The following is a 26,980-nucleotide window of genomic DNA, read 5'->3' on the forward strand; positions in this document are numbered from 1 at the left end:
CGTTTGCCCCTACCACCCGAGGTTGATTGATGTTCAAAGTGTTACGAGACTGGATCCAGCGCTACTTCTCCGATGAAGAAGCCGTGGTGCTGGCGGTCCTGCTGTTTCTGGCCTTTACGGCCGTACTCACCTTGGGAGGCATGCTGGCGCCGGTACTGGCGGGGATGGTGCTGGCTTACCTGATGCAGGGCCTGGTCACCACCCTGGAGCGTTTACGCTTGCCGGGCGGCGCAGCTGTGGGCCTGGTATTTGCCTTGTTCATGGGGCTGCTGGTGGTGTTTATTGTCGTGGTGTTACCGCTGCTGTGGCACCAACTGATCACGTTGTTCAACGAGTTGCCGGGCATGCTCGCCAAGTGGCAGTCGCTGTTGCTGCTGCTGCCGGAGCGCTACCCGCATCTGGTGTCGGACGAGCAAGTGCTGCAGGCGATAGAAGTGGCACGGGGCGAAATCGGAAAGTTCGGGCAATGGGCGCTGACCTTTTCCCTGTCCAGCCTGCCGCTGCTGGTCAACATCATGATCTACCTGGTGCTCGTACCGATCCTGGTGTTCTTCTTCCTCAAGGACCGCGCCATGATCGGGCGTTGGGTGAGCGGCTATCTGCCGCGCGAACGAGCGCTGATCACCCGGGTGGCCGAAGAAATGAACCGACAGATCGCCAACTACATTCGTGGCAAGGTCATCGAGATCATTATCTGCGGGGGCGTTACCTACATTGCGTTTATCGCACTGGACCTCAACTACGCCGCCTTGCTGGCACTGCTGGTGGGGATTTCGGTGGTGGTGCCGTATGTCGGTGCCGTGGTGGTGACGGTGCCGGTGACCTTGATCGCCTTGTTCCAGTGGGGCTGGAGCGACCAGTTCATCTACTTGATGGCGGTCTACGGCATCATCCAGACCCTGGATGGCAACGTGCTGGTGCCGCTGCTGTTCTCGGAGGCGGTCAACCTGCACCCGGTGGCGATCATCTGTGCAGTGCTGTTGTTTGGTGGACTGTGGGGATTCTGGGGGGTGTTCTTTGCGATTCCCCTGGCGACGCTGTTCAAGGCCGTGCTGGATGCGTGGCCGCGGCAGGAGCCGGTGGTGGCACCTTTGTTGTAAGGGTAGGCGCGAATCACTGCTTCATCGCTGCAGTGATCCGCGCTACAGATCAGGCCTTGTTCAATGCCTGGGCTGCGGCCAGAACGGCGTCCACATGGCCCGGCACTTTCACGCCGCGCCATTCCTGGCGCAGCACACCGTCCTTGTCGATCAGGAAGGTGCTGCGATCCACACCCAGGTATTCCTTGCCGTACAGCTTCTTCAGCTTGATGACGTCGAACAGTTGGCAGACCGCCTCATCCTTGTCGCTGATCAGCTCGAACGGGAATTCCTGCTTGCCCTTGAAGTTCTCATGGGACTTCAGGCTGTCGCGCGACACGCCAAACACTTCGGTGTTGGCGGCCTTGAATGCTGCGTACTGGTCACGGAAACCCTGGCCTTCGGTGGTGCAGCCCGGGGTGCTGTCCTTCGGGTAGAAGTAGATCACCACTTGCTTGCCCTTGAGGGCGGCAAGGCTGAAGGTCTGGCCGCTGGTGGCCTGGGCTTCGAAATCGGCGACCGGTTTATCGATGACTACCGCCATGATGACTTCCTTACATTGGGTTCTGTGGGCGCCACGGCTCGATCAGCGCGTCGAGGTTCAGGGCATCGGCGAAATCCAGGAACTGGTCGCGCAGCCAACTGATCTGCACGCCGGCCGGCAGGGTCACGGTGAAGGTGGCGTTGAGCATGGTGCCGCCGGTTTGCGGGGCCTGGTAGGTGTCGCAGGTCAGGTTCTCCAGTTCGACGTTATGGTCGATGAAGAACTGGCACAGCTCATTGACGATGTCCGAGCGGTAGGCCGAGCTGACATACGCCACATAAGGAAGCGCCTGCGGGCGATTTTCCAGGGCGGCGCTGCGCACCACGTTGACGGTGAAGTCGTGCTTCTTGGCCAGGCCCGGCAGGCCGGTCTCCAGGCGCGCCAGGGCATCCCAGGTGCCGGAAATCTGCAGGACCAGCGCACTGCACTCGCCATGGCGGGTCAGGCGGGAGGTCACCACGGCACAGCGGTTTTCATGGCTGGCGCGGCACAGGACGTTGGTCAGCTCCATGGGGTTGGCGCCGAGGGCACTGATAACAAGGAATTGTTCGCGAACTGTGGGGGTGGACATGCAGCCTTCCTAAAACGATGAGCGGTCGATACTGTGAGGGCTGTATCGATCAAAGCATGAAGGGTAGCGAAAAGCGTCGCCAAGGGATAGGAGGTGGCGTTTTCATTGCGTGATCCGCCTGATTTTGCCCAGCCTCAACCCGTGCTTTGGCCCAATGATGGCATTGCCCGTCGTTTAGTTGCGCCAGAACGCATCCTCAGGCGGTACTTCGCTTGTACAAGCATCTTGGCGCCAGTACCATTACGGCTCTCTTTTTCCGGCAGGAGCGGTTGCATGATTGCGGGCAGTATGGTGGCACTGGTCACACCCATGGATGCACAAGGTCATCTCGACTGGGACAGCCTGGGCAAACTGGTGGACTTCCACCTGCAAGAAGGCACCAACGCCATCGTGGCGGTCGGCACCACAGGTGAATCGGCCACCCTCGATGTGGAAGAACACATCCAAGTGATCGAATTCGTGGTCAAGCGTGTCGCGGGGCGTATTGCCGTGATCGCCGGCACGGGCGCCAACTCGACGCGCGAAGCCATCGAGCTGACCCGAAACGCCAAGAAAGCCGGCGCCGACGCTTGCCTGCTGGTGACCCCGTACTACAACAAGCCGACCCAGGAAGGCCTGTACCAGCACTTCCGCACCATTGCCGAAGCCGTCGACATTCCGCAGATCCTCTATAACGTGCCGGGTCGTACCGCGTGCGACATGAAGGCCGAGACCGTGATCCGCCTCTCTACCGTGCCGAACATCATCGGCATCAAGGAAGCCACCGGCGACCTGCAGCGCGCCAAGGACATCCTGGCCGGGGTGAGCAGCGACTTCCTGCTGTATTCCGGTGACGACGCCACGGCTGTCGAGCTGATCCTGCTGGGCGGCAAGGGCAATATCTCCGTGACCGCCAACGTGGCCCCGCGCGCCATGAGCGACCTGTGTGCCGCCGCCATCGCTGGCGACGCCGTGACCGCCCGTGCGATCCACGAGAAGCTGATGCCGCTCAACAAGACACTGTTTATCGAATCCAACCCTATTCCCGTGAAGTGGGCGCTGTTCGAGATGGGCCTGATGCCGGACGGTATCCGTCTGCCGCTCACCCGCCTCAGCGAAGCCTGTCACGAACCGCTGCGACAGGCCCTGCGCCAGTCCGGCGTCCTGGTTTAATTGAGGAAGCACTACGCATGAAGCGATTGGCCGGACTTTCCGCACTTGCCTTGATTATCTCCAGCACCAGTGGCTGCGGTTGGATCTGGGGCCCGGAAGGCTACTTCCGTGACCGCGGCAGCGATTACCTGGAAGCACAAGCAACCAAACCGATGCAACTGCCGCCGGACGTCAACGTCGCCAAGCGCCTTGACCCGTTGCTGCCGATTCCACGCAACGTTGCCGACGACACCACCAAGGGTGAATACGTCGTGCCACGTCCACAGCCGATCTCGGCCGTGGCGGATGCCAGCGACTACAGCCTGCAGAAGAGCGGTGATTCGCGTTGGATCGTGGCGCAGCGTCCACCTGCCGAAGTCTGGCCGGTAGCGGTGCAGTTCTTCCAGGACAACGGTTTCCGCATCGACGAGCAGCGCCCGCAGACCGGTGAATTCACCACGGCATGGCAGCAAGGCAGCGAGCTGTCCGCCACTATGGCCAAGCGCCTGCAGGCCGGCGGTGTCGCCGCCGACAGCGAAGCCCGTGTGCGTGTGCGCATCGAGCCGGGCGTGCAGCGCAACACCAGTGAAGTCTACGTGGTCAGCGCCGAGCGTCCTGCCGGCAGCACCGCCAACGTCGACTTCACCAACCGCTCGGTCAACACCGGTGTCGACTCGGCATTGGTCGACGAGATGCTGGCCAGCATGAGCCGTATCTCCGAGAAGGGCGGTTCCGTTTCCCTGCTCGCCGCCCGTGATTACGACACCCCGAGCCGCGTCAGCCTCACCGAGGACGGCAGCGGCAACGTGGTGCTGAACCTGGGTGAAGACCTGGATCGCGCCTGGGCCAGCGTCGGCCGCGCGTTGGAGCAAGGCCCTTGGCGTGTTGAAGACATCAACCGCAGCCTGGGCCTGTACTACATCAACGTGGCTGAAAAGGCCGAGCGCAAAGACGAAGAGCCTGGTTTCTTCGGCAAACTGTTCGGCAGCAAGCCGACCAAGGAAGAAATCGAGACCCGCGCCGAGCGTTATCAGGTGCGTTTGAGCAAGGTTGGCGAGACTGTGCAGGTCACCGTCGAGAAGAACATCAACACCGTCGCGCCGGCTGAAACGGCGCGCAAAGTGTTGGGCGTGATTCAGGACAACCTGGGCTGATCCGATGCGTTTTGCCGTTCTCGGCAGCGGTAGCCAAGGGAACGGCACGCTGGTCGCCCATGACGACACGTACGTGCTGGTGGATTGTGGTTTCTCGTTAAAGGAAACCGAGCGGCGCCTGCTGCGCCTGGGGGTTCACCCCTCGCAGCTGAGCGCGATTCTGGTGACCCACGAACATGCCGACCACGTGCATGGCGTGGGTTTGCTGTCTCGGCGCTACAATCTTCCGGTGTACCTCAGTCGCGGCACACTGCGCGGGATGCGCAAACCTATAGAACCCGCAGGTTTCCTGGCCGGTGGCGAGCAGCTGCAAATCGGTGCCCTGAGCATCGATGTGATTGCCGTGGCGCACGACGCCCAGGAACCGACGCAGTATGTATTCAGTGACGGAGAGCGGCGTTTCGGCGTGCTCACCGACCTGGGCTCCTACTGCGCCAAGGTACTGGACGGATACCGGAACCTCGATGCCTTGATGATCGAGTCCAACCACTGCCGGGACCTGTTGGCTCGCGGTCACTATCCGTACTTTCTCAAGCAACGGGTCGGCGGCGAACTGGGACATTTGAACAACCATCAGGCGGCGTACCTGGTGTATGAGTTGGGCTGGCAAGACCTGCAACACCTGGTCCTGGCCCACTTGAGCAGCAAGAACAACCTGCCGACGCTTGCCCGGCAATGTTTTGTCGACACCCTCGGGTGCGACCCGGACTGGCTGCAACTGGCCGATCAAGATTCAGGGCTCGACTGGCGACATATCGCCTAGCCCACCTCACTCAAAGCGGAGCCCATCATGGAAAAACGTGAAGAACTCTACCGCGGCAAAGCCAAGTCGGTTTACAAGACCGACGACGCCAACCGCCTGATCCTGCTGTTTCGCAACGACACCTCGGCGTTCGACGGCAAGCGCATCGAACAACTTGATCGCAAGGGCATGGTGAACAACAAGTTCAACGCCTTCATCATGCAGAAACTCGAAGCGGCCGGTATTCCGACCCAATTCGACCAACTGCTGGGCGACAACGAGTGCCTGGTGAAGAAGCTGGACATGATCCCGGTGGAATGCGTCGTGCGTAACTACGCCGCCGGCAGCCTGGTCAAGCGTCTGGGCGTGGAAGAGGGCCTCAAGCTCAATCCTTACACGTTCGAACTGTTCCTGAAGGACGACGCCAAGGGCGACCCGTTCATCAACGAATCCCACGTGGTGGCATTCGGCTGGGGCACCGCCGAGCAACTGGCACGCATGAAGGAGTTGTCCCTCAAGGTCAACGACGTGCTGAGCAAGCTGTTCGACGACGCAGGCCTGCTGTTGGTGGACTTCAAGCTGGAATTCGGCGTGTTCCACGATGGCTCCATCGTCCTGGGCGACGAATTCAGCCCGGACGGTTGCCGCCTGTGGGACAAGGACACCAAGAAGAAGATGGACAAGGACCGCTTCCGCCAAGGCCTCGGTGATGTGATCGAAGCCTACGAAGAAGTCGCCAAACGTCTCGGCGTACCGCTTTAATCGACGCAAGCATCTGATAGCACGGAAAAAAATCGCTTCTGCGCTTTGCTTCCACGAAACAGGCTGTTATGATGCGCGCCGTTGGAGAGATGCCAGAGTGGCCGAATGGGACGGATTCGAAATCCGTTGTACCTTCACCGGTACCTAGGGTTCGAATCCCTATCTCTCCGCCATTACATAGAAAAAGCCCCGTAGCTTATTCAGCTACGGGGCTTTTTCGTTTCTGAGATTTGGGGGCAAGCTACTCGTTCCTAGCAGCAAAAAGGGCCGCAGTGGTTGTTTCCAGCAGGCACAACCAACCGTATTCCATCTTCAAGCATGCCTTACTGGCTTGATCAGGCTTTCTGCTGGAATTCCAAACATCTCATGCAGCTTCCAAATCATTGGCAAGGTCAGCGCTCGTTTTCCATTCAGCACTTCATAAACACGATTCTGGCGACCAATGGCGGGAATAAGATCAGCCGCTGACAGGCCAGACTGTTCCATTCTGAAGCGAATGGCATCGATTGGGAACGTGTTTGGCTTCATAGGCCTCGATCAGCGTGATCATTACGTCAAAGTAATCACCTTCCGCGGCGCCGGGTTCTGGTTCGTTGTCGAACAGCGCGGAGACAGACTTGAGCGCGTCCTTGTAATCCTGTTCGGTGTGGATAGGTCGGATGTTCATGGGTTACTCCGTTTCGTCATCTTTGATGTGTTCCCAGTATTCTCGTGGGCATCATGCTCGGCGACGCTGCAAATAACTCACTGATATTTATAACTTCCCATTTCCTGGGTGTACGTCCCTCAAGTCTTTATCCAAACGGCCGAAACACTCTCGTACGACATCGTATCCCCAATAAGAGAGTCCCCCCTAATGTCCCTTCGCAGCCTGTCCATCGCCCGCCGTGCGGGTCTGGGTTTTGCCCTGATTGCTTTGCTCGTGGCCCTGCTGGGTTTTTTTGCACTGTCGAACATGGCAAGCATCCGCGCCAGCGCGGTGCAGGTGGAAAGCGGGCTGGTGCCGAAGATGCGGCTGGTGGCGGACATTCGTGAAATCATGCTGCGCATTCGTACGATCTCTTTGCGCATGGCCCTGGACCCGAACCCGGCGAGCATCCCGCAATACCGGAGCCAGATGGACACTCGCAGCCAGGACCTGAGCAAACGGCTGGCCGACCTCGATGCAGTGATCGACACCCCCGAAGTACGCACGCTCTATGATCAGTTCCAGGTCTCGCTGCGCCAATACCAGCAAGGGCTGGCGCAGTCGTTCATCCTCGCCGACAAGCAGCAGGGCGCTGAACTCAACAAGCTGTTGCTGGTGGATATGAAAACCGTGGTCGATGGCTCCGGGGCCCAACTCAATGCCCTGGCCGACTACTACAACGCCCAGATCAACCAGCAAGGCCAGGCGGCCGAGTCGCAGTACGGCCGTTCGCGCACCATGGTGTTCGGCTTTGTGATCGTGGCCGGGTTGAGCACCGTGCTGCTGGCCTGGTTGCTCACGCGCAGCATTGTCGGCCCGCTCAGTCATGCCGTACGGGCTGCCGAGAACGTTGCCCAGGGTGACCTGACCCAAACGGTGGACGTGAGCGGCGACGACGAAGTGACGCGCCTGCTTGTGGCACTCAAGACCATGCAGGCCAACCTGCGCGGGACCTTGCAACTGATTCGCCAGTCGGCCGGGCAGATGGCGTCATCGGCCACCGACCTCAACGGCGTCACCGACCAGAGCAGCCGCAGCCTGCAAAAGCAGACCGCTGAAATCGAGCAGGCCGCCACCGCCGTCAACGAGATGACCTCGGCGGCGGATGAGGTAGCGCGCAATGCGGTGTCCACCTCCGAGTCCACTCGCCTTTCCAATGAAACCGCGCGCGAAGGCCAGCACCGTGTGGGTGAAACGGTCAGCGCCATTCAAGCCCTGAGCACCAACATCGGCGAAACCTCGACCCTGGTGCAGCACCTCGCCGAGCAATCGCGGGATATCGGCAAGGTGCTCGATGTGATCCGCTCCATCGCCGAGCAGACCAACCTGCTGGCACTCAACGCTGCGATCGAGGCGGCGCGGGCTGGGGAGTCCGGGCGTGGCTTTGCGGTGGTGGCTGACGAAGTCCGTGCACTGGCCCACCGTACCCAGCAATCGACCCTGGAAATCGACCAGATGGTGACCGCGATGCGCACGGGGTCCAACGAGGCGTTGAGCTCGATGCAGTCGAGTACCCAGCGTGCCACCGACACCCTGGCCCTGGCTGAGGGGGCGGGCGGTGCATTGAGCCAGATCACCGACTCCATCGACCAGATCCACCAGCGCAACCTGGTCATCGCCAGCGCCGCCGAGGAGCAGGCCCAGGTGGCCAAGGAAGTCGATCGCAACATCGTCAATATTCGCGACCTGTCTGCGCAATCCTCTTCCGGCGCCGGGCAGATCAATGGATCAAGCCGCGAACTGGCGCAATTGGCGGTCTCGCTGAACGAGGCGGTTGCGCGGTTTCAGCTGTAGTGCAGCGCGCTTATTCCTGCGCGATAACGGGCTGGGGCGGGGTCAGCTCCAGCACGCGATCACGCCCACCTTCGGCCAGCAGATAAGTCCCATGCCCGGTCGGCACAATCGACTGTGGCGCCTTCAAGAACGACAAAATCGTCTGCTGGCGCCCCTGTTTATCGATCAGCAACAACCGCGCGCGGTGGGTGGCGTCTTCGTTGATCCATAACCCGCGCTCATCGCACATCAAAAAGGTCGGCTGGTTCAGCTTGGCCAGTACCACCGGGTCGCTGCCGTCTTCGGTCAGCTCACGGACCATGCCTTCTTTCTTCTTCGTGTAGAGCATGCGGCCATCGGTGCAGCGGATGATCGATTCGCCCTCGTCGAGGCCTTTGCGAACGACGCTTAAGGTCTGGTCGCTCCAGCGATAACGCAGGATGCGCCCCTCGTCGCGACGGTCCTCCATGGCATAGAGGTAGTCACCGTCGTCCCACAGGCCTTGCACGTTTTCGCCCCTGAACAATTCGGTGACGGTACCGTCCTTGAGGAAGCTGACGGGGGAGTCGAGTGCTTCTTGGCTGAACACCCAGCCGCCACGGGTGGCGAACATACCGTCGGGTTTGGACAGGTTGCCCACCACCACTTCGCGTGTTCCGTCCGGATGAATGCGCACGATGCTGCCCTTGGCGTCGTCGAGCTCCAGGCTGACCATCAGCGCGCCGTCCGGCAACGGCATCAGCGAGGCGGCTTTTGGCACGTCGCGGTGTACGACCTGAACGCTCCAGCCGGCAGCGGCGCTCACCGGGTAGAAGCTTTGCCAGGTGAAGAAACCCAGCGCGGCGAGGCAAGGCAGGCCCACCAGGCAGGCCGCCCATTTCAGCGCGCGGTGAAGCGTTTTTCTGTCAGATGCCTTGCTCATTGAACTCTCAGTCGAAAAGGGGCGGCTAGCAGGCACTTGTTTTTTCAAGGCTGGTTGGCCTGCCATTGTTTATAGAGTTTGCGGGCGACTTCCATTCGCGCGATCAGGATCACCAGGTAAATCATCCATGCCATCGACACGAGCACCAGCGAGAACAGCAGCCCGCGTTGTTGGCCCAGGCCTTCTCGTACGTATTTGTTGTAGGTCTTGTCGAGGAAGAATGAGCAAATGATGTCGAGTTTATCTTCCGGTAATCCTGGGCGCAGGAACGCCTGGAGCGACTCGGACGAGCGACAGTGCTCGACCTTGAGGACGGTGTCAGACCAGATACCGAACTTCACGTTATCTTCCGATAAATAGAACGAGGGGGCATCCGGGGCGTTTTTGAGGGACACCATCAGATACTTGGATTCAATCAGCGGAACCGCAATGGCTACGCCCGCCAGAAGCGCGATGGCAAGAAAGAAAAAGCAGTTGATACGCCACTGTGCGAACCGCTTGGTGATGAAGCTCAGTGCTGTGAAGTCGCTCCACTCGATGTAGCGCTTCACGCGACCGAAGTCGCGTGGGGTGAAGTCATTGCTGTACATCCAATCCTCAGCCAAGTCGGCCTCGCGCAGCGTATTGGCGGGGATGTTGAATTCATAGCGATAATATTCCAGCTCGCGCAAGTCCTTGCGCATGCGTTCAAAACGGTCTGTTTCGAAGCGCGTTTTGCCACCAAAAAACCGCCATATCCAATCCCGTAGAAACAGCAGCGATCCAGAGCGCCGGTAGATAAATATCAACAGCCCCGCGATAGCGAGAAAGGTGAAAGCCCCGCTGAAGACGGCGAAATGCTCCACATACCAGGTCAGCGGTGTGCTTTTTACGATCGGTTCGGCCATGCCTGGGTCCTTAGTCATAGAGTCGAACGCGGGATTCTAGGGAACCCGAGCAACCGTGTCTTTACGTCAGGAAAAACAAGAAGCAACTGACTGGCCTCTCGGAAACAGGCTAAGCCTCAGCGGCAGTTTTTCTGGCAGTGCTACTCCATAGCTTCCCACTGGCGCTTGTACGATATTGCTCTACATCCCGCTATTCACGATGGGCACCAGCAACGTCGCGTCCACGCGCATGGGCAACGTCACCATTGCGATGGGGGCTTGAATGAACAAGCGCCGCGGGCGGACTTTGCCGCCGGCGGCGCTGGAATTGGAGTGGTGGGTGCGGGAGACGCTGTTTAGATCAGCGTGCCACCGAGTCCAGGCCGGTGGATTGCACCACCGGTTGTGCCTGGGGCGACGCGAGGAATTGCAACAGCGCCCTGGCCTGCGCAGGGTGTTCGGCATTGACCGGAATGCCCGCCGCAAAGCGCGTCACCGATTGCACGTCTTCCGGGATCTTGCCGACGTACGTCACACCCGCCACCGGCAATAACTCCGCCACCTGCTGCAAGCCCACTTCGTAATCGCCCTTGGCGACCTGTTCGGCCACCGGCAGGCGTTCGATCATGGTGCCTTTGGCGGGCATGCCGAGCTTCTTGAACAGCTCTTTCTCGACATACACACCGCTGGCGCTGTCCGAATACGCCACGGACTTGGCCTTGCTCAGTACGGCCTTGAGTTCGGCATCGGTGCCGATCGCGGGTTTGGTCGCACCTGCCTTCACCACCAGGCCGATGCGCGAATCCGCCAGTTCCACGCGGGACGCCGGGTCGACCTTGCCTTGTTTGATCAAGTCATCCAGGGCATAGCCGACCATGATCACCACGTCGGCATGTTCGCCACGGGCCAGACGGTTGGGAATCGCTTCCGGCGCCTTGCCCATGGAGGGGCCGAGGACGGTATCGAGGGTGTCGCCGCTGTACTGCGCGTATTGCGGGCCCAGCAGTTTATAGGCGGCGGTGAAGCCACCGGAGGTCATCACCTTGAGTTCCTCGGCCTGGGCCGTCAGCGCCAGTGCGCCGAGGGCCAGGGCCGTCAGGGTCTTGAACAAAGGCCCCATCACGCCGCCCCCTGCATCACCTGCCCGCGTGCGTTGGCGCGACGATACAGCGCCAGGGTCGAACACAGCGCGCACAACGCAGCGAACATCATCCAGTAGGCCGGCGAGGCCTTGTCTTCGGTGATGTGGATGAACCAGGTGGAGATCGCCGGGGTAAACCCACCGAAGATCGCGGTCGCCAGGCTGTAGGCCAGGGAGAAGCCCGCCACGCGCACTTCCACCGGCATGATTTCCGTGAGCGCCGGGATCATCGCGCCGTTGTACATGCCGTACAGGAACGAGAACCACAGCAGCGTCTCCAGCATATGGGCGAAGCTCGGTGCATTCACCACGTAGGACAGTGCCGGATAAGCCGTGAGCACCGTCAACGCGGTCATGGCGATCAGCACCGGCTTGCGGCCGAAGCGGTCGCTCAGGGTGCCGCCGATCGGCAGCCAGACAAAGTTCGACACCGCCACCAGCAAGGTCACCAGCAGCGCGTCGGAGGTGCTCAGTTGCAGCACGGTCTTGCCGAAGGTCGGCGCGTACACGGTGATCAGGTAGAACGCGGTGGTGGTCATGGCCACCATCAGCATGCCGCCGATGACCACGGTCCAGTTTTTCACCAGTGTGGCCAGCACCTCGCGCATGGTCGGGCGATGCTTGCGGTTGGCGAATTCTTCGGTTTCCTGCAGGTTACGGCGCAGCACAAAGATGAACGGGATGATCACGCAACCAATGGCGAACGGAATGCGCCAGCCCCAGTCGGCAACCACCGCTGGTTCCATCCACACGTTCAAGCCATAGCCCAGGGCGGCGGCGACCACGATGGAGATCTGTTGGCTGCCGGATTGCCAGCTGGTGTAGAACCCCTTGCGGCCTGGGGTGGCCATTTCAGACAGGTATACCGACACACCGCCCAGCTCCGCGCCGGCCGAGAAACCTTGCAACAGGCGACCCAGCAGCACCAGCAGCGGCGCCCACAGGCCAATGGTGTGATAACCCGGCACCAGCACGATCAACAGCGTGCCGCTGGCCATGATCGACAAGGTCACGATCAACCCTTTGCGGCGACCGACGTCATCGATATAAGCGCCGAGGATGATGGCGCCCAGTGGGCGCATCAGGAAGCCCGCGCCGAACACGGCGAAGGTCATCATTAATGAGGCAAATTCATTGGCGGCAGGGAAGAACGCGGCAGCAATGTAGGTGGCGTAGAAGCCGAACAGAAAGAAGTCGAACTGTTCAAGGAAGTTGCCCGAAGTAACGCGGAATACCGCACCTACTTTCGAACGGGCAGAATCGGGCCGGGAAGGGCTAGTCATGGTTTTGTGTCTCCAGCGTTCTTTTAAGTGCTTGTTTCGCGTAAGACCGAGGATAGTGGCTGACACATTTAGAAATGAAAAGTGAAAAATATGGATTGATTAATGTCTGTTGGTTATGAATTTGCGCGCCTTTCAAAGATCCCGCTCTGTTCTATGCTGGAAGGTATGACCCATTCTTACGGAAGGGAGATGGCTATGGGCAATGAACCGAAGCGCCAAGATGAGCCGGAGCATGAGCAACCCCGGCGACATGAAGAGGAAAAACCCCAGACCTGGAAGCACCCGGACGACGGCACTGAGCTGTCCGAGCGGGATCAGGAGCGTCCGCTCAAGCCCTGATCAATGTTCGGCCGGGGCTAAAAAGCACCCTTGACGGGCCATGAACTGCCTCCACGAAGGGCTCTCCGTGGGGGCGGGTGTTACCTGGGTCGGGGTTTCGAATTCCGCCAGCGCGGCGCCGGTATCGGCATTGATCACCTTAACGCGACACCACCCACTGTCGGCGTCGGCAATCCCGCCTTTGAGCAAGTAGCGCTCTTGGGCGGCGAACTGGGTGTTGAACTCAATCACACAGCGCCGGCCGGCGCTTGCCAGGCCCGACACGATCAAGTGCAGCGGTTGGTCGGCGGCGATGTCCACGTAACCGTCGGGGCGCGAAGTACTGCTGTGCACCGCAAACAGTGCGGTTTCCTTACTCGGCGTTCCCACCCTGCCTTGCAGGCATTCATGATCCGTCGAAACGCTGACAGACAGCCATTCGTTGTAGCTGGCGTGGGTGCTCAACTCACTTTTGAGCTGTGCTCGCGGGCCTTCGAGCGGTGCCTTGTTGGGCGTCATGGCGGTACATCCGGCCAGTAACAGCGGTAGTGCGATGTTGCGGATGTTTATCAAGGCAATAGCATCCAGTTCAAAGAGGGGGCTATGAAACCAGCAACGAAACAGGAAAACCCGAAGCCAGCATCAGGTACGCCACCACTGCCGCCAGGCACAGGCCGACAAACACCCGCAATAAGGTGCGGACGGTGGGGCGGGTGACAAAGCGGATAAGCCAGAGGCAGAACCCGGCCACCAGAATGGGCAGGCCAAAAATGACCAGCACGGTAGTGTTCCTGCGACGTTCGAGCGCTGTTTATAGTCCCAAAGCCGCGTGATGAACAGTGTGCACATAGACGCGGCCGGCCCGGCTTTCTAAACTGCGGCTTGTCTTGGGCTAGGGGCAGGCGCCGATGAATCGCAATGAATTACGCAAGGCCGACATCAACCTGATGGTGGTCTTCGAAGCACTGATGCTCGAGCGCAATGTGACGCGAGTGGCCGAGAAGCTGTTTCTCGGCCAGCCGACCATCAGTTCGGCCCTCAACCGTCTGCGTACCTTGTTCAACGACCCGCTGTTCATTCGCGTCGGCCATCGCATGGAACCTACCGCGCGCGCCGAGGAAATCATCCAGCACCTGTCGCCCGCCCTGGACTCACTGTCGTCGGCCTTGAGCCTGACCCACGATTTCGACCCGTCCGTCAGCACCATGACCTTTCGCATCGGACTGTCCGACGACGTCGAGTTCGGCCTGTTGCCACCGTTGCTGCGCGCCTTGCGCCAGGAAGCGCCGCAGGTGGTGTTCGTGGTGCAGCACGTGGACTATTGGCGGATTCCCGATCTGCTGGCGTCCGGCGATATTACCGTCGGCATCACCCAGACCCGTGGCCTGCCGGCGAATGCCAAGCGCAAGTTGCTGCGCCACATTCGTCCGCGACTGCTGCGCGCCGATGCCTCGGACACCCCGCTGACCCTCGATGAATATTGCTCGCGCCCCCATGTGCTGGTGTCCCACACCGCCAACGTGTCCGGGTTTGCCGATGAGTGGCTGGCGGAAATCGGCCGCAAGCGCCATGTGGTGTTGTCGGTGCCGCAATACAGCGCATTGCCCGCGCTGCTGGCCGGGACCGACTTGATTGCCAGCCTGCCGGACTACACGGCCGAGGCCATGGCGGTGTCGGGCAACCTGTTCTGCGAGCCGTTTCCGTTCGAGACGCCGACCCTGGATTTGTCCATGGTCTGGCTCAGTCATGTGGACACCGACCCGGCCGAACGCTGGGTGCGTTCGCGGCTGGAAGCGTTCATGAGCGATCGAGGTCAGGCGAACAAGGCCTGAGGCTTTTATCCGTGCTATATCTACAGACTTTCCTACGAATGACTCGGAGTCATCCATGCCACACCTGCACTTGGAATACACCGCCAACCTGACAAGCCTGGCCGTCGAGAAAACCCTGTTGCGGCTCAACAATGTGCTGATGGCGTCCGGGCAGTTCGGTTCCGAGTTCGATATCAAAAGCCGCGCTGTGAAGCTCGAGAGTTTTCAGGTGGGCACCTCCCTCAACCCACGCGGTTTCATCGCGGTGAAGCTGTCACTGCTCAGCGGGCGGTCGCCGCAGGTCAAGCAACAATTGTCGCAAAGCCTGCTGGCAGCGTTGCAGGATCTGGGCGACTGGCCGGCGGATCTACAGGTTCAGCTCAGCGTCCAGCTGGTCGACATGGATCGCGACTCCTACAGCAAAGTCGCCATCGGCTAATCCTCGCCACAGAAGTTAGAGTAATCCCTGATCCGCACACACCTTCACCACCTGTTCACGAAACCAGGTATTGGCACTGTCCTGTTCACTGCTTTCATTCCACTGCATATCCAGGGTGAACCCCGGCAATCCGTTGGGGGCCTCGCAGTGGCCGAACACCGTCGCCGGTGCCAGCAGTTTCTGCACGCGGCGCGGCAGGGTGACGATGAAGTCGGTGCCGGTGATCATCTTCAGCGCCGCGCTGTAGCTGTTGGCGCGGGCGATCACCTGGCGCTTGTGGGCCTGGCGCGCCAGCCAGCCGTCGATCATGTTGGTGTCGGAGGTCCATGGCGTGGGGAACACGTGGCGCCGCTCGACGAACGATTGCAGGCTGAATGCCGGCTCGCGCGGTGCCGAGCGTTTATCGAAGACGCACACCAGATCGTCCTCCAGCAGCATCTGGGTCTTGAAGTCTTTATGGGCGCGGTGAAAGTGCGGTCCGAAGCAGATCACCAGATCCAGACGGCCCTCGCGCAGGTCGTCGGCGGGGATGTCGGCTTCCAGTTTCTGCACATTGACGATCACCGGCAGGTCGGCGCGGTCGAAATGCTTCAACAGGCGCGGCAGGATCAGTTGTTCGAAGTACTCCGGCGCGCAGACATTGAAGGTCACGGCCTTCTGGGTCGGGTCGAAGGCCTGGCCACCGGCATGGCACAGGTTGATGCTTTCGAGGATCTTCTGCACATGGGCGTACATGGTGGTGGCCTTGTACGTAGGCCGCATGCCCGCCCGCGTGTTGATAAACAGCTCGTCTTCAAAACTGGTCCGCAGTTTCTTCAGGCTGTAGCTCACGGTGGACTGGCTGACGAACAGCGTTTCTGACACGTCGGTAACGCTGCTCTGGTCATAGACGGCGATAAACACCATCAAGTCCTGCATATCGAGTTTTCTGAGCAAGTTACTGTTTAACATCGGTTTCGTCCGTAAACCCCATGTACCGAAGTCAGTACAAGACAGCGCGAAAGCTTAACGGAACGGCCGTGCCAATAGAAAGCTCTGTAGGGCGTTTCAATGTTTTGCGTGGGACAAATACTGTTTGCAACACGACGTCAGCGAATATGTTGTGCGTAATGCCTTGGGTTGAAGCGCGTGACGATCAGCAGCATCACCACGACCACCGCCGTCAACGACCACCAGGCCCATTCGAAGCTGCCCAGCTGGTCACGGATCATCCCGGCGATCAGCGGCGACAGGCCGGCAATCAGGTAGCCGATGCCCTGCACGAATGCGGTAAGGCTCCCCGCGCGACGCGGGTTGTCGAGGTGGTCGAGGGACAGGATCAGGCTCATCGGGAACAACCCGCCGATACCCAGCCCCAGCAGGCACGGCCACAGCAAACTGAGGTATTGCGGGCTGAGGATCAGGCCGCAGAACCCGAGGATGATCAGCCCCAGCAACACCGCCACCACCCCGCGTTTATCCCGGCGGCGGTTGGCGATGGCCGGCGTGACCAGGCCGGACACCACCTCCATCGCGGTCAGGAAACCCAGCAACAAACCGGCATTCTGTTCGCTCCAGCCTTGCTCCACGTAGTACGGCGCCAGCCACGCCAGCACGCAGGTGTAGGACGCCGTACCGAGGCCGAAAAAGATCGCCAGCAACCAGGCGCGGCCGTTGCCGAAAAACGATTCCTGAGGGCCGGCGGCGGCTTGGGGCAACGGTGGCAACACCGAGCGCTGGGCGTACCAGAACACCAGGGCCAGCAGCGCCAGAAACGCCCAGATCGCCAGGCCGATGCGCCAGCTGCCGGTCTGCACCTGCACGAAGGGGGAGAACGCTGCCGCCAGCGCCGCGCCGCCCATGATAGCGGTGACGTAGAGGCCCATGAACAACGACACGTTGTCGCTGAACCGCGACTTGATCAGCGCCGGCATCAACGCCTGGATCATGGCGATGCCCACACCGGCGGCAATCGCGCTGACGATCAATTCCAGAGCCGAATCCAGGAACAGCCGCGACAACGTCGCCACGCCAATCACCAGCAGTGACAGCACAATGCTGCGGTGCTCGCCAACGCGCTTGGCCAGGCCCATGCCAAAGAACATCGCCAGGCCCATGGCCATGACCGGCAACATGGTCAGCAACGCCGCGCTGCTGAAACTCAACGGCACCTCGCCGCGAATCGACGACAACAACGGCCCCACGGCGGCCATCGACGGCCGCAGGTTAAGGGCGACCAGCACGACGCTGATCATCAGCCACACGGCGGTGGTGGGTTTTGCCTGAACGTTTTCCATGGGCCTGCCTTGAATGAACAAGGGCGAATCAGGCCACGCATGGGGGAGGGGGGCAAATGAGAAAGTCGCAGGGGCTATCTAAAAATTGCGGTTAACTGAAACACCGCAAGTCAAAGTGTGAGAGCGGGCAAGCCCGCTCACCACAGTTACAGTGTTCCTCCTTAACTGACTGGCATTAGGTGCAAGCTCCCTCCCATATTTGTTCTGCGTCGTCAGATAGACCGGATCACATGTTTGATCTCCTGAAATGCCGCCAGGCCCCACGGCCCCAGCTCACGGCCGATACTGCTCTGCTTATAACCACCCCACGCCGTCTGCGGGAAGATCACCTGCGGGGCGTTGATCCACACCAACCCGGCCTGCAAGGCATTCGCCACGCGCTCGGTGGTCTCGACGCTACGGCTGACCACGCTGGCCACCAGGCCGAAATCGCTGTCGTTGGCCAGGGCAATGGCCTCTTCCTCAGTGGCAAAAGGTCGTACACACAGCACCGGGCCGAAGATTTCTTCGTTCCACAATGCACTGTCCAATGGCACGTCGGTAAACACGGTTGGGCGAATGAAGTAGCCCTTCGCCAGGTTCGCCGGGCGTTCGCCGCCACACACCAATCGCGCGCCAGCCTCGACGCCCCGTTGGATATGCCCCAGCACCCCCTGATACTGCACGCGGTTGATCAACGCGCCCATTTCCACGTCATCGGCAAATGGGTCGGCGACGCGAATGCCTTCAGCCCGTGCCTGCAAACGCTGCAGGAATTCATCCGCCAGGCTGTCGGCCACCAGCACGCGGCTGGTGGCGGAACACATTTGCCCGGCGTTGAAAAAACCACCGCCACACGCCAGCTCCACCGCCAGGTCGAGGTCGGCATCCGCCAGTACCAGCAGCGAAGATTTACCGCCTAATTCCAGGCTCACGCCCTTGATGGTTTCCGCTGCACGTTGCATCACCTGCACCCCCACGGCGTTGCTGCCGGTGAAGGAAATCTTCGCCACGCGACGGTCTGCCGCCAGCGGTGCACCAACGGCCAAGCCGGTGCCGCAGACCAGGTTGAACACCCCCGCCGGGCAGCCCGCGTCAGCGATGATTTGCGCCAGCTGCAACTCCGCCAAGGGCGTGACTTCCGAGGGCTTGAGCACTATGCAGCAACCGGCGGCGAGGGCCGGGGCGAGTTTCCAGGCGGTGGTGACCATCGGGAAATTCCACGGCACGATCAACCCCACCACGCCGCACGGCTCACGGCGCAGGCGCGCGCTGAAGTCATCGCTGGGCAGCGCCACCGGACGATCCTTTCCGGCGTCCATGTCGTCGGCGATACCGGCGTAGTACTCGAACGTGGCGATCACGTCGTCCACATCGATGCCGGCTTCAAACAGCGGCTTGCCGTTGTTGCTCGATTGCAGGTGCATCAACTGTTCGCGCTGCGCGCTGACGCCTTGGGCGATTTTGCGCAGCAGGCTGGCGCGATCACGGCCGCTACTTTTCGACCAGTCGATAAAGGCCGCGCTGGCTGCATCCACGGCCTCGGTCACGGCCTGCCCATCGCCGACGCTGACACGGGCCAGGGTCGCCTCGGTGGCCGGGTTGATCACCTCCAGCACGTCATGGCCGGCACGCCATGCGCCGTCGATATACACACCGTTCATTACTGCGCTCATACCGCTGGCTCCTGCATCCATAGGTCCTGGTCGATCTCAATCAGCGTCGGCCCCGGGCGATCGGCGGCGGCGCGCAAGGCGTTGCGCAGCTGTGCAACGCTGTGAGCGCTGTCGGCAGCACTGCCGAGGGCCTTGGCCACGCCGATAAAATCCGGGGTGTAGATGTCTACGCCGACCGGTTCGATGGCGCGGTTGAGCATGTATTTCTTGATCTCTTCATATCCCTGGTTATTCCACAGCAGCACGATGATCGGCGTGCGCGCTTCCACTGCGCTGGCCAGTTCCGGCAGGGTGAATTGCAGCCCGCCGTCACCAATCAAACACACCACCGGTTGCCCATCGCCACGGCCCAACCAGGCGCCGATGGCGGCCGGCAGGGCGTAGCCCAAGGTGCCGTAGCCGGTGGAGGAATTGAACCAGCGGCGCGGGTGATCGAGGTTCAGGGTCAGGTTGCCGCTGTACACCGGTTGGGTCGAATCGCCCACCAGCACGGCGCCCGGCAGCGCCTCCAGCACCGAATTGAGGAACAGGGTTTGCGCGCGGGTGGCGGCGTCCCAGGTGGGGGCCAGTTCGGCCCACAACCGGGCGACGCGCTGAGCGCCCCAGTCGATGTGGCGGGGGCCCAGCGGCGTGCGGTTCAAGTCGGCCAGCAAGGCATCGGCGGCGATCCTTGCGTCGGCCACCAAGGCGAGATGCGGCGGGTAGTTGCGCACGGTCTGGTCGGGGTCGATATCAATGCGTAGCAGCGCGCCGGGTATCTCGAAGCCACCGGCGAAGGTCACGTCGTAGTCGGTCTCGGCCAGCTCGGTGCCGATGGCCAGCACCACATCGGCCTCGGCCACCAGCGCGCGGGTAGCGACCAGGGACTGAGTCGAGCCGATCAGCAGCGGATGCTCGGAAGGCAGCATGCCCTTCGCATTGATGGTCAGGGCCACCGGCGCGCCGAGGGCTTCGGCCAGGCGGGTCAATTCGGCGGCCGCCTCAATCGCGCCGCCACCGGCCAGGATCAGCGGGCGTTTGGCGGCGGCGAGCAACTGGCTCATCTGCTTGACCGCCGCCGGTGCCGCACCGGCACGGGCGATGCTGACCGGTTGACTGCCGAGCAGTGCATCGGCGTTTTCCACCAGCACATCCAATGGAATCTCGATATGCACCGGGCGCGGCCTGCCGGCCTGGAACAACGCAAACGCCCGCGCCAGCACGGCGGGCAACTCCGCTGCCGACATCAAGGTATGGGAGAACGCCGCCACGCCGGCCATCATCGCGCCCTGGTTCGGCAGCTCATGCAACTTGCCGCGCCCGCCGCCCAACTGGCTGCGCGATTGCACGCTGGAAATCACCAGCATCGGGATCGAGTCGGCGTAGGCCTGGCCCATGGCGGTGGTGATATTGGTCATGCCCGGGCCGGTGATGATGAAACACACGCCCGGTTTGCCACGGGTGCGCGCGTAGCCGTCGGCCATAAAGCCGGCGCCCTGTTCGTGGCGCGGGGTGACGTGGCGGATGCTCGAGCGGGCCAGGCCGCGATACAGCTCCACGGTGTGCACGCCGGGAATACCAAACACCTGGTCCACGCCGTAGCTTTCCAGGAGGTTGACCAATACTTCGCCACAGGTCGCCATAGGTGTCGCTCTTGTTATGGATTCGTGGCGGTATTGGAACGGCTGGCCCGTAGCGGCAACAATCGATAAAAAGTCATACTAGCCATGTCCTCACGTCATGGCTGCGCCCTTATGAAACGCCTTCCGCCCCTGCCCGCTCTGCATACCTTCTGGGTCACGGCCCAGTGCTGCAACTTCACCCGCGCCGCCGAGCAACTGCATATCACACAAGGTGCGGTGAGCCGGCAGATCGCCGGGCTGGAGAGCCATTTGGGCTACGCCTTGTTCCAGCGCAAGGCACGGGGGTTGAGCCTGACCGAAGAAGGTCGCGAGTGGTCGCAACGGGTGCAGCAGGTGTTTGGCCTGCTCGGTGACGCGGTGGAGCAGATCGGCAATCGCCGCCATACCCTGCAAATCAAGGCCTCCACCTGCGTAATGCGCTGGTTGTTGCCGCGCCTGATGCAATGGCAGCGGGAGCGCCCGGACGTTCCGGTGGAACTCACCACCACCGTGGCCTACAGCGTGGATTTTCGTCGCGAGCAATTCGACGCGGCGGTGATCTATGCACCCATCGCCGAGCAATCGGCCGAGGCGCGGCATTTGTTCGATGAGCAACTCACCCCGGTCTGCGCACCGGCGCTGCTCGCCGGTTTGCACACCCCGGCGGACTTGCAGCAACAGGTGCTGTTGCACCCCACGCGGGATGAGCGCGATTGGGCGCGCTGGCTCCAGGCGGCGGATACGCGGTTGAGCAACGTGAGCCAGGGGCATCATTTCGAGACGTTGGACTTGGCGATGAACGTGGCCTCCCAGGGCTCCGGGGTGGCGATGGGCGACAGTGCGTTGATGGGCGAGGATCTCAAGGCGGGGCGCTTGGCGATGCCGTTTGAACTGCGGGTACCGACGGGGAAGGGGTACTACCTGGTGTATCCGCCGGGGACGGTGCCGTCGGCAGGGCTTGAAGCGCTGATGAACTGGCTGGTTGATCAGGCAACCTCCGCGAAAATCCCGTAGCAGCTGCCGAGCGCAAGCGAGGCTGCGTTGCGGTGTGTCAGGTACACCGCTGACGCAGCCTCGCTTGCGCTCGGCAGCTGCTACGGGAGTGGGAGGGAGGTCAGTAACCGACGGTGAAGCGCTGGCGCGAGTGCTTCGGTGTTTCCACTTCATCGAGCATGGCGATGGCGTAGTCGGCAAAGCTGATCGAGCTGCTACCGTCACTGCTCACCAGCAAGTCATCCTGGCCCAGGCGGAATTTACCGGTGCGCTGGGTGCCATCGAACAAGGCCGACGGCGACAGGAACGTCCAATCCAGGTCCTTTTCCTGACGCAGCACGTCGAGAAACGCGGCCCCTGCACTGGCTTCGGCTTTGTATTCCGCCGGGAAGCCCTCGCTGTCGATTACACGCCCGCCACCGGGCAGCAGCAACGAACCGGCGCCGCCCACCACCAGCAGGCGTTTCACCCCGGCTTTTTTTACCGGGCCGATCACGGCGCTGGCGGGCAGGGTGGCGAAATGTGCCGCGCTGATCACCACATCGCTGCCGCTGATGGCTTGTTCCAGGGCATTGGCATCCAGTGCATCAACCTGCTTGACGGTGACGCCGGGGCGTACAGCCAGCTTGTCGGTGTTACGCGCGATAGCCACCACGCTATGCCCACGACGCAGGGCTTCTTCCAGCAATTGGCTGCCGGCACGGCCGGTGGCCCCAATGATTGCGATCTTGCTCATGATGTTCTCCAGTACGGTCAGGGTTTAAAGGCATTCACCACTTCATTTCGCCCTTGGCGACTTTGGCGCTCAGTTCCAGCGAGCTTTCGTCGGCGAGGGTGGGGTAGCGCTTTTTCATGGCCGCGATCAGGGCGGCGGCGTCCTTGGCCTTGGCGGTTTCTACGTCGAAGGCCTTGATGTAGTCGGCAGTAAAGGCCACGGCTTGCGGTGACGGCGTGCCCAGGTAGTGGCCAGGAATCACCGTGCGTGGCTTCAACTGTTCGATGCGTTGCAGGGTCGCAAGCCAGTCTTTATGGGATTGCGCGCTTTGAGTGTCGGCCATCCACAGGTGAATGTTTTGCGCGACCACCACGCCCCCGACCACGGCCTTGATCGACGGGATCCACACGAAGCTGCGGTCCGGCTGCGGGCCATCCAGGCCGATCACCTCCAGCTGCTGCCCTTCAAGGGTCAGGCTGTGGCCTTGCAGCACCTGGGGCACGATGGTTTTGCCCGGTTTGTCGGCACCCATTTTCGGGCCCCAGAACTCAAGTTTGCCGGCCACGGTGGCGTTGATATGGTCGACCACCGGTTGCGGCGCCAGCACCTTGGCGTCGGGGAACGCGGCCGTCAGGGTGTCGAGGCCGAAGTAGTAATCCGGGTCGCCATGGCTGATGTAGATGGTGGTCAGGTGTTTGCCGCTGGCGCGGATCTTCTGCACCAGTTGCTCGGCCTGGCCCTTGCCGAATTGCGCGTCCACCAGGATCGCGTCTTTGGCACCGCTGACCAGCACCGAGCTGACCGGGAAGATCGCCGCCTCGCCCGGGTTGTAGACATCCAGGGTCAGGTCGGCCGCCGCTGCATGGCCGGCAAACGCCAAGGCAGCGGTGAAGGTCAAGCGCTTGAGGGTTGAGAACATCGGGCAGCTCCAGCAGTGGATTCAAAGGATGCACAGAGCTTAGTTGCACTAAACCGAACTAAAAATGCGATGCTGGGACATAGTTTGTTTCTGAAATCGGGCAAATCATGGATCGTCTTCAAGCAATGCGCGTGTTTGTCACGGTGGTGGACCTGGGCAGTCAGTCCGCCGCCGCCGACCATCTGGACCTGTCGCGCCCGGTGGTGTCGCGTTACCTGGCCGAGCTGGAAGACTGGGTCGGCGCGCGCCTGTTGCACCGCACCACCCGCAAGCTCAGCCTCACGGCGGCCGGTGGCGAAACCCTGCCACGCTGTCGGCAACTCCTGGAGTTGTGCGGTGATATGCAGGCCGCCGTCAGTGAGCCCGATAAGGCGCCCCGTGGCCTGTTGCGCCTGAGTGTCAGCACCTCGTTCGGCCAGGCGCAATTGGCCGAGGCCATTGCCGAGTACGTCAAGCGCTATCCCCTGGTGACCATTGACCTGCAAATGCTCGACCGCACGGTGAACCTGGTGGACGAGCGCATCGACCTGGCCATCCGCACCAGCAACGACCTGGACCCCAACCTGATCGCCCGGCGCCTGACAGTCTGTCGCTCCGTGGTGTGCGCAACCCCGGCCTACCTGTTGGAGCACCCGGCGCCGCAGAAAGTCGAGGACCTGGCCCGGCACAACTGCCTGACCCATTCGTACTTCGGCAAAAGCCTGTGGCATTTCGAGGAGCACGGCGAGCACGTCTCGGTGCCGGTGCACGGCAATATCACCGCTAACGAAGCCAGTACGTTGTTACGCGTGACGCTGGCCGGCGCGGGTGTGGCGATGCTGCCCAGCTACCAGGCCGGCGATCACATCCGCCGTGGTGAACTGGTACGTCTGCTACCCGAGGCCGAACCCCGGCAGATGAACATCTACGCGGTCTATGCGTCACGCAAACACATGCCTTCGGCGCTGCGCAGCCTGCTGGATTTCCTGGTGGTGAGGTTCCCCGAGGAGCCGGTGTGGGATAGGTGTCTTTAGGGCGACATAACCCTGTTGAATGTCGCCCAATAATGGCAACTCGCCCTGGTTGACCTATGCTTTAAACAGCACCCTGTATATCCGCTCAGAGGTCTGTGCCATGAGCATTAAAACCCGCAAATACCTGATGATTTTCTTCCTCTGCGCCTTGGCGACCGGCCTGTATGGCACCGCCGCCTACCGCGTGGAGCAGACCCGGATGCAGCCGACCTTTGCGATCAGCTGCCATCAGGACCAATGCGTTCCCCACACCGGCAGTTTCAGTGCACTCAGGTAGGCGGCTGTTCGACCTTGAGTTGCTCGCGAAACGCCTTGGGTGAGAACCCGACCCGTCGGCGGAACAGCCGAGAGAAGTTGGTCGGGTCGGAGAAACCCAGTACTTCCGACATTTCGTTGATGGTCATGCTGGTGTAGGTCAGCAGGCGCTTGGCCTCGAGTAATTGACGGTCATGCATGATCTGCAAGGCAGGCTGCCCGCCCAGTTCCCGACACGTCCCATTCAGGTGTGAGACCGAGATACCCAGTTTGTGGGCCAGATCCTCAATCTTCGGGTGTTCCCGATAGTGCTGTTCAACCAATTGCGTAAAGCGCCGGAAATACTCGCGGCCCCTTGGCGCGCGCGGGTGGCGACGCTGGATGGCCTGGCGGCTGATCCACACCAGCAGCACACTGACCAGCGCGTGCATCAGCATGTCCCGGGCCGGTTGGTCGTCGGCGTATTCGTCCTGCAGGCGGGCGAACTGGCTGTTGAGGTAATCACTGTCCTTGCCCGCCGGGTAGCTGCCCAGGGTCTGCAAACCGCCTGCCGTTGCGCCCAGTTGGGCTTGCAAGTGGCTGACCAGCGGTGCCGCCAGGGTGACTACATAGCCTTCCACATCTTCGGCAAAGCGAAACCCATGCACGCACAACGGCGGCAATACCTGCAGCGTGGCTTCGTTGAGGGTGGTGCGCTGGCCTTCGATTTCCAACTCGGCCTGGCCTTTGTGCACGTACAGCAGTTGGCACAGATCCGCGTGCCGGTGGGGCTGGATTTCCCACTGGTATTCCCGACTGCGCCGGGAAATGGTTTCGCAGTGCAACAAATCGGGGGTCGGCCATTGCTGGCTTTCTCCGTAAAGCTTGAAGACCGGAATCGCGGTGTTGGTCATGGTTTCAATCCGATACTCAGGACAGTGGTGCGGTAATCGCCCAAATTGGCAAAAAGCGCAGGTTTTGTCGCAGTTTTCACCTTCTTATACTGCGCACTCAAGTGAAAACTGTCAGCCACAAGATCAATGACAACTCTTTCACTCGATCCGTTCGGGTGGAACTTGCGGGCGATAAAAATAATGAAAACCCTGAAAACCCAAGTCGCCATTATCGGCGCCGGTCCCTCCGGACTCTTGCTCGGCCAGCTGTTGCACAACGCCGGTATCCAGACCCTGATCCTGGAGCGCCAGAGTGCCGACTACGTACAAGGCCGTATCCGCGCCGGGGTGCTGGAACAAGGCATGGTCAACCTGCTGCGCGAGGCGGGCGTGAGCCAGCGCATGGATGCCGAAGGCCTGGTACATGATGGCTTCGAGCTGGCGCTGGACGGTCAACTGACCCACATCGACCTCAAGGCGCTGACCGGCGGCCAATCGGTGATGATCTACGGCCAGACCGAAGTCACCCGCGACCTCATGGCCGCCCGCGCCGCCGCTGGCGCCACCACGCTGTATGAAGCGCGCGACGTGCAGCCCCATGATCTTAAAAGTGATCGACCCTGGCTGACGTTCGAGCATCAGGGCCAGGCGTTTCGCCTGGAGTGCGACTACATCGCCGGTTGTGATGGGTTCCACGGTGTGGCGCGCCAGTCGATCCCGGCTGAATCGCTGAAGGTGTTCGAGCGTGTCTACCCCTTCGGTTGGCTGGGCATCCTTGCCGACACCCCGCCGGTGCACGCGGAACTGGTGTACGCCAAGCATTCACGGGGCTTTGCGCTGTGCAGCATGCGTTCACCGACGCGCAGCCGCTATTACCTGCAAGTGCCGGCCGAGGAGCCGGTAGGCGAATGGTCGGACGAACGCTTCTGGGCGGAACTGAAAACCCGGCTGCCCAACGCTTTGGCTGAACAACTGGTCACCGGCCCCTCCATCGAAAAAAGCATCGCGCCCCTGCGCAGTTTTGTGGTGGAACCGATGCAGTACGGGCGCCTGTTCCTGCTCGGCGATGCGGCCCATATCGTGCCGCCCACCGGGGCCAAGGGCTTGAACCTGGCGGCCAGCGACGTGAGCACCCTGTTCCGGATTTTGCTCAAGGTGTATGGCGAGGGGCGCGTGGACTTGCTCGAACGTTATTCCGCCATCTGCCTGCGCCGGGTGTGGAAGGCCGAACGGTTTTCCTGGTGGATGACCTCGATGTTGCATCAATTCCCTGAGTCCGACGGATTCAGCCAGCGCATTGCCCAGAGCGAGCTGGAGTACTTCATCCACTCCGAAGCCGGGCGCCAGACCATCGCGGAAAATTACGTCGGACTTCCTTACGAGCCTATCGAATAGCCTGCTATCGTATCGAGCATTCCCGCGGGCTGCCTTTTCCCGCGGGCCCTGCTCGAAGGTTC

The 26,980-nt window shown here is 61.3% G+C and carries 28 protein-coding genes, 1 tRNA gene and 2 pseudogenes; 15 read left to right on the plus strand and 16 right to left on the minus strand.

The genetic code is table 11. The features are described 5' to 3' along the window. The first annotated feature begins 29 nt into the window (after positions 1-29). The gene (locus F6S08_RS08535) at positions 30-1,100 is read left to right on the plus strand and encodes an AI-2E family transporter (protein WP_032888556.1); all 1,071 of its coding nucleotides are present in this window, start codon (positions 30-32) and stop codon (positions 1,098-1,100) included. Between the two features lie 49 nt (positions 1,101-1,149). Here the strand turns inward: F6S08_RS08535 and F6S08_RS08540 are convergent, their stop codons facing one another. Both F6S08_RS08540 and F6S08_RS08545 read right to left on the minus strand, forming a co-directional pair. Then, complete coding sequence (locus tag F6S08_RS08540) at positions 1,150-1,623, minus strand: peroxiredoxin (RefSeq protein ID WP_137211432.1); 474 nt, start codon at positions 1,621-1,623, stop codon at positions 1,150-1,152. A 10-nt stretch (positions 1,624-1,633) separates the two neighbouring features. Beyond that, positions 1,634-2,194 (minus strand): glycine cleavage system protein R, encoded by a 561-nt coding sequence (locus F6S08_RS08545; RefSeq protein WP_003172487.1) that lies wholly within the window; start codon positions 2,192-2,194, stop codon positions 1,634-1,636. A 273-nt stretch (positions 2,195-2,467) separates the two neighbouring features. On the opposite strand from F6S08_RS08545, the gene dapA reads away from it, so the two are divergent. The 5 genes from dapA (at position 2,468) to F6S08_RS08570 (ending at position 6,156) form a co-directional block, all read left to right on the plus strand. Further along, positions 2,468-3,346 (plus strand): 4-hydroxy-tetrahydrodipicolinate synthase, encoded by an 879-nt coding sequence (gene dapA / locus F6S08_RS08550; protein WP_065928210.1) that lies wholly within the window; start codon positions 2,468-2,470, stop codon positions 3,344-3,346. 17 nt (positions 3,347-3,363) lie between these two features. Further along, the gene (gene bamC, locus F6S08_RS08555; protein ID WP_027604311.1) at positions 3,364-4,479 is read left to right on the plus strand and encodes an outer membrane protein assembly factor BamC; all 1,116 of its coding nucleotides are present in this window, start codon (positions 3,364-3,366) and stop codon (positions 4,477-4,479) included. Positions 4,480-4,483: 4 nt separating this feature from the next. Continuing rightward, complete coding sequence (locus F6S08_RS08560; protein WP_027604310.1) at positions 4,484-5,242, plus strand: MBL fold metallo-hydrolase; 759 nt, start codon at positions 4,484-4,486, stop codon at positions 5,240-5,242. A 27-nt stretch (positions 5,243-5,269) separates the two neighbouring features. Then, positions 5,270-5,983, plus strand: a complete 714-nt coding sequence (gene purC / locus F6S08_RS08565) for a phosphoribosylaminoimidazolesuccinocarboxamide synthase (RefSeq protein ID WP_065928209.1) — start codon at positions 5,270-5,272, stop codon at positions 5,981-5,983. 83 nt (positions 5,984-6,066) lie between these two features. Continuing rightward, positions 6,067-6,156: transfer RNA gene (locus tag F6S08_RS08570), tRNA-Ser, on the plus strand. A gap of 139 nt (positions 6,157-6,295) precedes the next feature. Here F6S08_RS08570 and F6S08_RS08575 read toward each other — a convergent pair. Next, a pseudogene (locus F6S08_RS08575) lies at positions 6,296-6,650 on the minus strand (type II toxin-antitoxin system HigA family antitoxin). 189 nt (positions 6,651-6,839) lie between these two features. Between F6S08_RS08575 and F6S08_RS31360 the strand changes: the two are divergent. Beyond that, positions 6,840-7,607, plus strand: a pseudogene (locus tag F6S08_RS31360) (MCP four helix bundle domain-containing protein); the annotation flags it as partial. A 48-nt stretch (positions 7,608-7,655) separates the two neighbouring features. Further along, positions 7,656-8,465: a methyl-accepting chemotaxis protein gene (locus tag F6S08_RS31365; protein WP_370737666.1), complete on the plus strand. Its 810-nt coding sequence runs from the start codon at positions 7,656-7,658 to the stop codon at positions 8,463-8,465. 10 nt (positions 8,466-8,475) lie between these two features. Here F6S08_RS31365 and F6S08_RS08585 read toward each other — a convergent pair whose 3' ends face one another. The 4 genes from F6S08_RS08585 to F6S08_RS08600 form a co-directional block, all read right to left on the minus strand. Then, positions 8,476-9,366, minus strand: a complete 891-nt coding sequence (locus tag F6S08_RS08585; RefSeq protein WP_242001044.1) for a hypothetical protein — start codon at positions 9,364-9,366, stop codon at positions 8,476-8,478. 44 nt (positions 9,367-9,410) lie between these two features. Continuing rightward, positions 9,411-10,253, minus strand: coding sequence for a DUF6216 family protein (locus tag F6S08_RS08590; protein ID WP_065928206.1), 843 nt, complete (start codon positions 10,251-10,253; stop codon positions 9,411-9,413). A 340-nt stretch (positions 10,254-10,593) separates the two neighbouring features. Then, the gene (locus tag F6S08_RS08595; RefSeq protein ID WP_065928205.1) at positions 10,594-11,352 is read right to left on the minus strand and encodes a substrate-binding domain-containing protein; all 759 of its coding nucleotides are present in this window, start codon (positions 11,350-11,352) and stop codon (positions 10,594-10,596) included. Beyond that, complete coding sequence (locus tag F6S08_RS08600; protein ID WP_065928204.1) at positions 11,352-12,656, minus strand: MFS transporter; 1,305 nt, start codon at positions 12,654-12,656, stop codon at positions 11,352-11,354. The genes F6S08_RS08595 and F6S08_RS08600 overlap by 1 nt, the downstream gene beginning before the upstream one ends. 195 nt (positions 12,657-12,851) lie before the next feature. Here F6S08_RS08600 and F6S08_RS08605 point away from each other — a divergent pair, with 195 nt between their 5' ends. After that, the gene (locus F6S08_RS08605; protein WP_162844254.1) at positions 12,852-12,995 is read left to right on the plus strand and encodes a hypothetical protein; all 144 of its coding nucleotides are present in this window, start codon (positions 12,852-12,854) and stop codon (positions 12,993-12,995) included. Here F6S08_RS08605 and F6S08_RS08610 read toward each other — a convergent pair whose 3' ends face one another. Further along, a complete protein-coding gene (locus F6S08_RS08610; RefSeq protein ID WP_315871519.1) occupies positions 12,996-13,493 on the minus strand; it encodes a hypothetical protein in 498 nt (165 codons plus the stop codon). Between the two features lie 82 nt (positions 13,494-13,575). Continuing rightward, positions 13,576-13,755, minus strand: a complete 180-nt coding sequence (locus tag F6S08_RS08615; RefSeq protein ID WP_065928201.1) for a hypothetical protein — start codon at positions 13,753-13,755, stop codon at positions 13,576-13,578. Between the two features lie 127 nt (positions 13,756-13,882). Between F6S08_RS08615 and F6S08_RS08620 the strand changes: the two genes are divergently transcribed. Next, positions 13,883-14,806, plus strand: a complete 924-nt coding sequence (locus F6S08_RS08620; RefSeq protein ID WP_065928200.1) for a LysR substrate-binding domain-containing protein — start codon at positions 13,883-13,885, stop codon at positions 14,804-14,806. 55 nt (positions 14,807-14,861) lie between these two features. Beyond that, complete coding sequence (locus tag F6S08_RS08625; protein ID WP_065928199.1) at positions 14,862-15,224, plus strand: 5-carboxymethyl-2-hydroxymuconate Delta-isomerase; 363 nt, start codon at positions 14,862-14,864, stop codon at positions 15,222-15,224. A 15-nt stretch (positions 15,225-15,239) separates the two neighbouring features. Here the strand turns inward: F6S08_RS08625 and F6S08_RS08630 are convergent, their stop codons facing one another. The 4 genes from F6S08_RS08630 to F6S08_RS08645 all read right to left on the minus strand — a co-directional run bounded on the left by F6S08_RS08630 (position 15,240) and on the right by F6S08_RS08645 (position 20,777). Further along, positions 15,240-16,175: a LysR family transcriptional regulator gene (locus tag F6S08_RS08630; protein ID WP_027604292.1), complete on the minus strand. Its 936-nt coding sequence runs from the start codon at positions 16,173-16,175 to the stop codon at positions 15,240-15,242. 137 nt (positions 16,176-16,312) lie between these two features. Continuing rightward, positions 16,313-17,500, minus strand: a complete 1,188-nt coding sequence (locus F6S08_RS08635; RefSeq protein WP_315871520.1) for a cyanate transporter — start codon at positions 17,498-17,500, stop codon at positions 16,313-16,315. 212 nt (positions 17,501-17,712) lie between these two features. Beyond that, positions 17,713-19,155 (minus strand): aldehyde dehydrogenase family protein, encoded by a 1,443-nt coding sequence (locus tag F6S08_RS08640; RefSeq protein ID WP_315871521.1) that lies wholly within the window; start codon positions 19,153-19,155, stop codon positions 17,713-17,715. Further along, positions 19,152-20,777 (minus strand): 5-guanidino-2-oxopentanoate decarboxylase, encoded by a 1,626-nt coding sequence (locus F6S08_RS08645; protein WP_315871522.1) that lies wholly within the window; start codon positions 20,775-20,777, stop codon positions 19,152-19,154. Before F6S08_RS08645 ends, F6S08_RS08640 begins: the two co-directional genes overlap by 4 nt. Before the next feature lie 111 nt (positions 20,778-20,888). Here F6S08_RS08645 and F6S08_RS08650 point away from each other — a divergent pair, with 111 nt between their 5' ends. Continuing rightward, positions 20,889-21,770 carry a LysR substrate-binding domain-containing protein gene (locus F6S08_RS08650; protein WP_315871523.1) on the plus strand — a complete coding sequence of 294 codons (882 nt, stop codon included), beginning with the start codon at positions 20,889-20,891 and terminating at the stop codon, positions 21,768-21,770. A gap of 100 nt (positions 21,771-21,870) precedes the next feature. Here the strand turns inward: F6S08_RS08650 and F6S08_RS08655 are convergent, their stop codons facing one another. Both F6S08_RS08655 and F6S08_RS08660 read right to left on the minus strand, forming a co-directional pair. Then, on the minus strand, positions 21,871-22,485 hold the full coding sequence (locus tag F6S08_RS08655) for an NAD(P)-dependent oxidoreductase (protein ID WP_065947380.1): 615 nt from the start codon (positions 22,483-22,485) through the stop codon (positions 21,871-21,873). Between the two features lie 34 nt (positions 22,486-22,519). Continuing rightward, on the minus strand, positions 22,520-23,383 hold the full coding sequence (locus F6S08_RS08660; protein WP_065928192.1) for an MBL fold metallo-hydrolase: 864 nt from the start codon (positions 23,381-23,383) through the stop codon (positions 22,520-22,522). Between the two features lie 107 nt (positions 23,384-23,490). Between F6S08_RS08660 and F6S08_RS08665 the strand changes: the two genes are divergently transcribed. Then, positions 23,491-24,396 carry a LysR family transcriptional regulator gene (locus tag F6S08_RS08665; protein ID WP_065928191.1) on the plus strand — a complete coding sequence of 302 codons (906 nt, stop codon included), beginning with the start codon at positions 23,491-23,493 and terminating at the stop codon, positions 24,394-24,396. A 100-nt stretch (positions 24,397-24,496) separates the two neighbouring features. Then, a complete protein-coding gene (locus F6S08_RS08670; RefSeq protein WP_162844255.1) occupies positions 24,497-24,673 on the plus strand; it encodes a hypothetical protein in 177 nt (58 codons plus the stop codon). Here F6S08_RS08670 and F6S08_RS08675 read toward each other — a convergent pair. Continuing rightward, a complete protein-coding gene (locus F6S08_RS08675) occupies positions 24,666-25,544 on the minus strand; it encodes a helix-turn-helix domain-containing protein (RefSeq protein ID WP_315871524.1) in 879 nt (292 codons plus the stop codon). The two genes, F6S08_RS08670 and F6S08_RS08675, sit on opposite strands and share 8 nt — an antisense overlap. Positions 25,545-25,733: 189 nt before the next feature. On the opposite strand from F6S08_RS08675, the gene pobA reads away from it, so the two are divergent. After that, entirely contained in the window at positions 25,734-26,918 is a 1,185-nt protein-coding gene (gene pobA, locus F6S08_RS08680) for a 4-hydroxybenzoate 3-monooxygenase (protein ID WP_174562733.1), read from the plus strand. Positions 26,919-26,980: the final 62 nt, after the last annotated feature.

It is taken from the genome of Pseudomonas sp. JV449 (assembly GCF_032424295.1).
Classification (GTDB): Bacteria; Pseudomonadota; Gammaproteobacteria; order Pseudomonadales; family Pseudomonadaceae; genus Aquipseudomonas; species Aquipseudomonas marginalis.